General features: G+C 69.5%; 8 protein-coding genes. 7 read left to right on the top strand and 1 reads right to left on the bottom strand.

Translation table 11 applies throughout. The features are described from left to right. The 7 genes from AC1DKV_RS32600 to AC1DKV_RS32570 all read left to right on the top strand — a co-directional run. A partial coding sequence (locus tag AC1DKV_RS32600) for an SHOCT domain-containing protein (RefSeq protein ID WP_441650144.1) occupies positions 1-168 on the top strand: 168 nt, incomplete at its 5' end. A 13-nt stretch (positions 169-181) separates the two neighbouring features. Next, positions 182-1,705, top strand: a complete 1,524-nt coding sequence (locus tag AC1DKV_RS32595; RefSeq protein ID WP_441612938.1) for a DUF4178 domain-containing protein — start codon at positions 182-184, stop codon at positions 1,703-1,705. Between the two features lie 6 nt (positions 1,706-1,711). Then, positions 1,712-1,888, top strand: coding sequence for a hypothetical protein (locus tag AC1DKV_RS32590; RefSeq protein WP_441612939.1), 177 nt, complete (start codon positions 1,712-1,714; stop codon positions 1,886-1,888). A 46-nt stretch (positions 1,889-1,934) separates the two neighbouring features. Beyond that, positions 1,935-2,312: an adenosylmethionine decarboxylase gene (gene speD / locus AC1DKV_RS32585; protein WP_441612940.1), complete on the top strand. Its 378-nt coding sequence runs from the start codon at positions 1,935-1,937 to the stop codon at positions 2,310-2,312. A 112-nt stretch (positions 2,313-2,424) separates the two neighbouring features. Then, positions 2,425-2,865: a Cd(II)/Pb(II)-responsive transcriptional regulator gene (locus tag AC1DKV_RS32580; RefSeq protein ID WP_441612941.1), complete on the top strand. Its 441-nt coding sequence runs from the start codon at positions 2,425-2,427 to the stop codon at positions 2,863-2,865. 601 nt (positions 2,866-3,466) lie between these two features. Continuing rightward, positions 3,467-3,889 carry a nucleoside diphosphate kinase regulator gene (gene rnk / locus AC1DKV_RS32575; protein ID WP_441612942.1) on the top strand — a complete coding sequence of 141 codons (423 nt, stop codon included), beginning with the start codon at positions 3,467-3,469 and terminating at the stop codon, positions 3,887-3,889. 446 nt (positions 3,890-4,335) lie between these two features. Further along, positions 4,336-4,686: a hypothetical protein gene (locus AC1DKV_RS32570; protein WP_441612943.1), complete on the top strand. Its 351-nt coding sequence runs from the start codon at positions 4,336-4,338 to the stop codon at positions 4,684-4,686. Between the two features lie 238 nt (positions 4,687-4,924). Here the strand turns inward: AC1DKV_RS32570 and AC1DKV_RS32565 are convergent, their stop codons facing one another. Beyond that, positions 4,925-8,047, bottom strand: coding sequence for an efflux RND transporter permease subunit (locus AC1DKV_RS32565; protein ID WP_441612944.1), 3,123 nt, complete (start codon positions 8,045-8,047; stop codon positions 4,925-4,927). Between the last annotated feature and the right edge of the window lie 326 nt (positions 8,048-8,373).

Genomic DNA, 8,373 nt, shown 5'->3' with positions numbered 1-8,373 from the left:
GCCGTTGCTCCTGCCGCGCCCGCCGCGGCGGCACCGGCGGCACCGGCGGCGGCCGACGATCCCGCCGCGCGCCTGCAGAAGCTCAGGGAGCTGCTCGACAAGAGCCTGATCTCGCAGGCCGAGTTCGACACCGCCAAGGCCGAGATCCTGAAGAAACTGGTCGGCTGAGCACGCACGGCGCATGCAAGAAATCAACTGCCCGAGTTGCGGCGCGCCCGCGGCCTTCCGCTCGTCGGCCGCCGTGATGGTGGTGTGCGAGTACTGCCACAGCACGCTGCTCAAGGATGCCGACACGGTCAAGGACATCGGCAAGATGTCCGCCGTGCTGGAGGACTACACGCCGCTGCAGCTCAGTACCAGCGGGCAGTGGAACGGGCAGGGCTTCACCCTGGTCGGCCGCATCCAGCTGCGCTACGACGCCGGCTTGTGGAACGAGTGGTACCTGCTGTTCGACGACGGCAGCGACGGCTGGCTGGCCGATGCCTCGGGCCAGTACATGCTGACCCGGCGCGCCCCGCCGGACCCCGCTCAGGCATCTCCCGGCCAGCTCGACGGCGCGCCGCTGCCGCAGTACGAGCATCTTTCGCCGGGCACCAGCCTGTTCTTCGACAAGCACCGCTACCTGGCCAGCGATGTGCGCAGCGCGCGCTGCACCGGTGGCCAGGGCGAGTTGCCGTTTGCGGTCGGCGCGGGCTGGACCGCGCAGGTGGCGGACTTCCGCGACGAGGGCCGCTTCGTCACGCTCGACTACGCGCACGGCTATCCGCCAGCGGTCTATGCCGGCGCGGCGGTCACGCTGGACCAGCTCAAGTGCCAGCTGCTGCGCGAGCCGGACCAGATCGCCGGCACCGCCGACCGCTACCGCGGCAAGGCCGTGCCGCTGGCCTGCCCGGGCTGCGGCGGCGCGATCGCCTACCGCGCCGGCGTGGCCAGCTTCGTGGTCTGCCCGAGCTGCCACAGCCAGATCGACTGCACCACCTCCACCGCGCTGGTGCTGGAAAAGCAGCGCGAGCTCGATGCGCTCAAGACCAGCCTCGCACCGGGCGACACCGGCACCATCGACGGCAAGCCGTACACGGTGCTGGGCCTGATGCAGTGCACGGACAACGATGAGGACGAAGCTTCCACCTGGGTCGAATACCTGCTGTTCAACGAGCAGCGCGGCCTGCTGTGGCTGGTCGAGCAGGACAGCGGCTGGGACCGCGTCGAGGTGCTCGATACCTGGCCGCGCATGGTCTCCGCCACCGCCGCCAGCTACCAGGGGCAGAATTTCCAGCAGGGCTTCGACTACGAGAGCGAGGTGCTGTACGCGGCCGGCACCTTCAACTGGCGCGTGCAGGTGGGCGACACCACGCGCCTGACCGAGTTCGGCAAGCCGGCGCGGCGCCTCACGCGCGAGACTTCCGAGACCGAGATCGTCTGGACCTTGTCCACCACGGTGGCCCGCGCGCAGGTGGCGCAATGGTTCAGGTCCGTGCCCGCCCTGGCGCAGGCGGCCCGCGCGCCGCAGGCAGCCAGGCCGGCGGGCAGCGGCGCGGACCTGGCCTTCTGCCGCAAGAGCGCCAAGGTCTACGCCATCCTCCTCGCCATCCTCAACGTGCCGGTGGCCCTGGTCACGGACCGCGGATGGTTCACCATCGTGTTCGGTTTCCTGCTGCTGTGGGCGCCGATCTGGCTGGTCCAGCGCTGGGCCGGAAAGGATTGAGTCAGCGTGCGCCTGCTTTACCTCGTCTACGGGATCATCGTGCTGTTCGGCACCACCTTCTTCAATATCGGCGACAGCGGCCGTTCCGGGGCATCCGGCGCATCCGGCTATTCCAGCGCCCGCGGCTGGAGCGGCGGCTCATCCGGCTCCAGCGGCTGGTCCTCGGGCGGCGGACACAAATGAGAAGGGTGACACAGGCCAGGCCGATGGCGCCGACGGGCGCGCGGCCATGAACGCCCCGATGCTGCCTTGCCCGGCCGTGCTGGGCCACCACCTGCTGGCCGACCTGCAAGGCGTGGCCGCCGAGCTGCTGGCCGACGCCGCGCTGGTGGAGCGCGTGCTGTACCAGGCCGCGCGGGCCGCCGGCGCCACCGTGGTCGATGCACGCTTCCGCCATTTCGGGCCCGGCCTCGGCGTGACCGGGGTGCTGCTGCTGCGGGAGTCGCACATCAGCATCCATACCTGGCCGGAATACGGCTTTGCCGCGGTGGACGTGTTCATGTGCGGCGCCGCCCGGCCGGAACTGGCGGTGGATGTGATGCGCGCGGCCTTCGCGCCGCGCTCGCTGAGCGTGCGCGACCAGGCCCGCGGACCTGCCCCGGCCTGATCGCGCCATGCCGCCCGCGGGTGGCGAGACGCCGCCCGATGGTCTACACTCGTAGCTAACCCCGTAATTACTACAGGGTCTTTGCCTGATGCAGGCGTCACCCGGAGTCCGCATGAGAATCGGTGAACTGTCCCGCCACAGCGATTGCGACGTGGAGACCATCCGCTACTACGAGCGCGAGGGCCTGCTCGACGCTCCCCAGCGCGAAGACAACGGCTATCGCCGCTACGGCGACGCCCACCTGCTGCAGCTCAACTTCGTGCGGCATTGCCGCTCGCTCGGCATGAGCCTGTCCGATGTGCGCCGGCTGCGCGATTTCGAGCGCGATCCCACGCTCGCCTGCGACGATATCAACGCATTGCTGGACCGCCAGATCGACCAGATCCATGCCCAGCGCGTGGCGCTCGAGGCACTGGAAGGGCAATTGCGGGCGCTGCGCCACACCTGCGACCAGCCGCACCCCGCCAGCGAGTGCGGCATCCTGCAGAACCTGCAGCAGGCCGCGGCCGGTGCCGCGTGCGAATGCCACCCGCACGCCCAGGACCACCACTGAAGCGCCTGAACCCGCCGAAGCGGCCAGGGCGACGCATGGCGTCTTAAAAGAAGGCGCCGCCTGTGCTACGATCCCCTTTGCCAGCCGTGCACCCGGCTGGTGAGCAGGCGGCGGATCCGGCGCACGGAAATCAGGTTTCGCCTGCCCGAGTAAGCCATCGCTTTCGTTGCAGCCGCCACGCAAAGCGCGCTTGTTCCGGTTTTCCCCGCCGTTTCCGTATTTCGTTTCCGCGTTTTCCGACTTCCCACATTCCTGCCGCATGCCGATGATGCCTTGCTGCCTGCCGCCGACCGCTGCCGTGCTTGCCCGTACCGGGCAGGCCGGCGCGTGGGCGCGCGCGGCGTCGGCATTGCGCGCACAAGCCAACCAGGCCACGGCCTGCCGCCGGGTCAGCGCTCCGCCTGATCCCGCCCGGTTCCCAGCCTGACGTAACCCCACACGCAGGCAAGCGCCGAACCGGGCCGAGTCTCACCCTGTTCGCGGCTTTCCCGTCATTCCTGACGGCCTGAATCAATCCAATGACCTGGCAATACCGTGCCGATCCACAGCGGGTCGGGCCTGGGGGCCGGGGCCACGCATCGCCACCTAGCGAGGATCCATCATGACGGCTTCATCCAAGCAGCAGCAACCGACCCTTTACCTCACCGAACTCGATGTCACCCGGCTCGAGCGCATTGCCAGCCGCGCCGGCGCCGCACCGCTGGTGGAGATGCTCGACGGCATCCTGGAGCGCGCCGCCATCGTGCCGGCGGAAGCCATTCCCAAGGATGTCGTGACCATGAACTCCAGCCTGACGTGCGCGCTGGAGGGCGAGGCCACGCCGCGCAACTGGACGCTGGTCTATCCGGATACCGCGGATTTCGAGGCCGGCCGCCTGTCGGTGCTATCGCCGGTTGGCCAGGCGCTGCTCGGCGCACGCAGCGGACAGACCGTAAGCTACCGGCTGCCGGACGGACGCGAACAGAAGGTCACCGTGGTCGAGCTTTCTTTCCAGCCCGAGGCCAACGGACAGTTCACGCTCTAAAATAATCAGGGCCTCATGGCGCACATTTCGCAGATACGGGGACGCCGCCTGGCGGTACGCCCCGGTGCGATCCGCGGCTTCCCGGTGCGCGCCGCCTGCCTTGCCGAGGCAGGAAAAAGCTAGCGCCACGGCCTGCCCCGATCCTGGCCAGGCCGCCTCCAGCCTGGGTTGGCCGGCGCCCGGCACCGCCGCCAGGCGACCTTCCCACCACCCCGCACCACCGCCATTCGCGCTGCGCGTCGCCCATTCGCGGCGGCATGGGCGCCGTTCGTCCGTACTTCCAGCGTTTCACGACTCGCAACGCACCATTCGTCGCAGTGGTATTTCTCCTTGCCGAACCAACCACTAATCTTCAGTCCGTGCTCGCAGCGCAACATAGATTGCCGCAGCAGCTAGTAAAGCAGACCAAAAAAAAGACGAAACAAAATCAGTTGAAGGAGTCCCAAATGAATGCCAGACGCATCCTCGGCAGCGCCTTAGGCGTGTTGATCCTCGTTTCATCGGCCGCCGCGCTGGCCGCGCCTGCCGCCAGCAAGCTCGGCAAGTTCGACGTGTATGCCGACGCGCTGCGCACGGGCAGGTACGACGTGTACACGGACGGCGCCAAGCAAGGCAAGTTCGACACCTTCACCGACGGCGCCAAGCAAGGCAAGTTCGACACGTTCACCGATGGCGCCAAGCAAGGCAGGTTCGACACCTTCACCGACGGCGCGCGCGCCTTCAGCGGCGAAATCTCGGCCTCCTCGCTCGACAATTCGCGCTCGGGCGACGGTTCGCTCTACGGCTACCGGGTCTGACCCGGCACCGCGTGTCTCCTGGCGGTCACTTCGGTGACCGCCTCGCGTTACGGGCCGGCTGATTAGCCCGTCCAGTATCGCGACACCTGACGCGCCACCCCGCAGTACCGCTTTATCTCCCACCTGCCCGGCTGACCTCCTCCTCCTCTCTCTCCCGCCGGGCGGGTGATTTTTCCCCGCCGCCCGCTTTTCCGCTTTTCCGCATTTTCTCCCGCGCACCACCCGTACTCCGCACGTCTTACGACGGTGCCTGCTGCTGCCCGCGCCGCGCACGCCCGCGCCCGATCAGCACGTAGAGCAGCGGCACCACCAGCGCGCCAATCACGGTGGCGCCCAGCATGCCGCCCAGCACGCCGGTGCCGACCGCGCGCTGGGCCGCCGCGCCCGGCCCGCTGCTCACGGCCAGCGGCACCACGCCGAGGATGAAGGCCAGCGAGGTCATCACCACCGGGCGCAACCGCTGGCGGGCCGCCTGGCCGGCAGCCTCGACCAGCCCCATGCCGCCGCGGCGCAGCTGCTCGGCGTACTCCACCACCAGGATGGCGTTCTTGGCCGCCAGCCCCATGATCACCACGCCGCCCACCTTGAAGTAGACATCGTTGGGCATGCCGCGCAGCCAGATCGCCAGCAGCGCGCCAAGCAGGCCTGCCGGCACCACCAGCAGCACGGCCAGCGGCAGCGTCCAGTTCTCGTACAGCGCCACCAGGCACAGGAAGATGAACAGCATCGACAAGGCGAACAGCCACGGCGCCTGGGCGCCGCTTTGCTGCTGCTCGAAGGCGCGCCCGGTCCAGCGCACGTCGTAGGCGGCGCCCAGCTCGCGCACCCTGGCGGCAAGCCGCGCCATCGCCGTGCCGGTGCTGTGGCCGGGTGCCACCTCGGCGTTGATGCGCACCGAGGCCAGGCCGCCGAAGCGCTCCAGCGTGGCCTCGCCCGCGCCCCACACCAGTTCGGCGAAGGCGCCGAGCGACACCATGCCGCCGCGCGCGTTGCGCACATGCACGCGCGACAGGCGCGCGGGATCCATGCGGAAAGGCGCGTCGGCCTGCAGGATCACACGGCGTATGCGCCCCTCGCGCGCCACCTCGTCGATATAGCGCGAGCCGAGCGTGGCAGACAGCGCGTGATGGATCGCTTCGGGCTCCACGCCGAAGCTGCGCGCCTGCTCGTAGTCGATATGCAGGTCCAGCGCCGGCGCCGGCTGCGCGGTGGCCGCGCGCACCTCGCCCAGCGACGGCTCATCGTCGCGCTTGTCCCCGAGCGCGGCCAGCAGCTTGTCGCGCGCCGCGAACAGGGCTGCGCGGCCGGTGCCGGGCTGCGCCACCAGGCGCATGTCGAGCCCGCCGGTGCTGCCCAGCTCGGGCAGCGCCGCGCCGTTGTAGGCGTAGAGCTGCGCGCGGCCGCGTCCGGGCCACGCCTCCAGCCCCTCCGAGAGCCTGGCCAGCACGGCCTCGGCGCGGTCCTTGCTGCCGCGGCGCTCCCAGTCCTCCAGCGCCAGGAACAGGCTGGCGCGCTGCTCGCCGCTGCCGGAATTGCTCCAGCCCAGCACGGCAAAGCTCGATTGCACCGGATATTGCTGCGCGCGCAGCCATGTTTCCAGCTCCGCCACCATGGCACGCGTCTGCGCCTGGGTGGCGCCGGCCGGCAGCTCGATATCGATCACCAGCTCGCCGGTGTCTTCTTCGGGCAGGAAGCCGGACGGGATCTGCCACAGCAGCGCGCTGCCGGCGACGGCCAGCGCCAGGTAGACGCCCAGCCAGCGCAGGCGCCGCCGCTGCAGCGCCGTCACCCAGCCGGCGTAGCGGGTGGCAAACGCCGTGAAGCCGCGCTCGAACCAGGCCAGCGGCCCGCGCACCGGATGCTGCGCGTGGCGCAGCAGGCTGGCGCACATTGCCGGCGCCAGCGACAGCGCGAAGAACAGCGAGAACGCGATCGAGATCGCCAGCGTGACGGCGAAGTGGCGGTAGATCACGCCCACCGCGCTGCCCATGAAGGCCATCGGCACGAATACGGCGCACAGCACCAGCGTGACCGCCACCAGCGCGCCGGACACCTCGCGCATCGAGCGGCCCGCGGCCTCGGTCGCGTCCACGCCTTCCTCGCGCATGATGCGCTCCACGTTCTCCACCACCACGATGGCGTCGTCCACCAGAATGCCGATCGCCAGCACCACGCCGAACAGCGTGATGACGTTGAGCGACAGGCCGAGGGCATACAGGCAGGCGACCGTGCCGAGCAGCGACACCGGCACCACGATCATCGGGATCAGCGTGGCGCGCAGGTTGCCGAGGAACAGGTACAGGATCAGGAACACCAGCACCGCGGCTTCGGCCAGCGTGGCCAGCACGCGCCAGATCGAGCGGTCGACGAACTGCGCGTTGTCGGCGGAGATCGCATAGCGCACGCCGGGCGGGAAGTTGCGCATGGCGTCGTCCAGCGCGGCGCGCACGGTGCGCGAGGTGGCCAGCACGTTGGCGCCGTCCGCCAGCTTGAGGCCGATCGCGGCCGATACCTTGCCGTCCAGCGTCGAGCCGAAGCGGTAGTCGCTGGCGCCCAGTTCCACGCGGGCCACATCGCGCAGCCGCACCAGCGAAGCATCGCCGCCGCTGCGCACCACGATGCGCCCGAATGCTTCCGGGTCGCTCAACGGGCGCGGCGGGCGCACCAGTGCCTGGAAGGGCTGCCCCGGCAGCGCCGGCGCGCCGCCGAGCTGGCCCGGCGTGACATCGCCGTTGCGGTCCTTGATGGCCTGCTCCACGTCGGCGGCGGTAAGGCCGAGCGCATTGAGCTTGTCCGGGTCGAACCAGATGCGCAGCGCATATTCGGCGCCGTAGGGTTCGGCCTTGCCGATGCCGGGCAGCCGGCGCAGCATGGGCAGCACCGAGCCGGCGGCGAAATCGCCGAGCGCGGTCTCGTCGAGCTGGCCGTCGTCAGACACCAGGGAGACGTACATGAAGGGGTTGGCGCTGGCCTGGTCGACATAGATGCCGCCGCGGCGCACCGCCTCCGGCAGCAGTGGTTCGGCCTGCATCACGCGGTTGCGCACATTGACCTGCGCCAGCTGCGCGTCGGTACCCTGGCGAAAGCCCAGCGTCACGCTGGCGGTGCCGCCTTCGCTGCTGGCATCCAGGTAGAGCAGGCCGGGAATGCCATGCATCTGCTGCTCCAGCACGGCGGTGACCGCATCTTCCACGGTGCGCGCGGAGGCGCCGGGATAGTCGGCCGAGACGATCACGGTAGGTGGCGCCACCGCCGGATACTGGGCGATGGGAATGCGGGTGAGGGCGATCAGGCCCGCCACCATGGTCAGGATGGCAATCACCCACGCAAAGGCGGGCCGGCGAAGAAAAAAGGACGCCATGAAAAGAGACTCGGTGTTGGTCGCGCCGACGTGCCCGAAGGCCGCCGCCGGCGGCGGTGGAACAACGATCGGCGCGCGACAATGCGCGTGCGCGCCGGACAGCGAAGCACTGTTCTTTTGGGGGGAAGGCTGTCTTTGGCGCGGCTGTGTCAGCGGCGGCAGCCGGCCGCTGGCATCGTCAGGACGCAGCGCCGGACGACGGGCACGCGGCAGCGTGAATCGACGGAACCGGCAATCGGAAATCGGGCCGGCAGCGCGGAGCAGTGTGTCACGCCTGCGGCTTCCCGATCACTGGCATGGCCGCGATTATAGACACGGCGTGTGAC

The sequence above is a fragment of the Cupriavidus sp. 05T41 genome, assembly GCF_056396525.1.
The sequence above is the reverse complement of the archived record's forward strand: the minus strand, read 5'-3'. Positions and strand labels throughout refer to the sequence as shown.

Bases quoted from the DNA above. Each gene is read 5' to 3' on its own strand.
- AC1DKV_RS32570 (WP_441612943.1), top strand. From the start codon at position 4,336: ATGAATGCCAGACGCATCCTCGGCAGCGCCTTAGGCGTGTTGATCCTC.
- AC1DKV_RS32580 (WP_441612941.1), top strand. From the start codon at position 2,425: ATGAGAATCGGTGAACTGTCCCGCCACAGCGATTGCGACGTGGAGACC.
- AC1DKV_RS32595 (WP_441612938.1), top strand. From the start codon at position 182: ATGCAAGAAATCAACTGCCCGAGTTGCGGCGCGCCCGCGGCCTTCCGC.
- AC1DKV_RS32565 (WP_441612944.1), bottom strand. From the start codon at position 8,047: ATGGCGTCCTTTTTTCTTCGCCGGCCCGCCTTTGCGTGGGTGATTGCC.
- speD (WP_441612940.1), top strand. From the start codon at position 1,935: ATGAACGCCCCGATGCTGCCTTGCCCGGCCGTGCTGGGCCACCACCTG.
- rnk (WP_441612942.1), top strand. From the start codon at position 3,467: ATGACGGCTTCATCCAAGCAGCAGCAACCGACCCTTTACCTCACCGAA.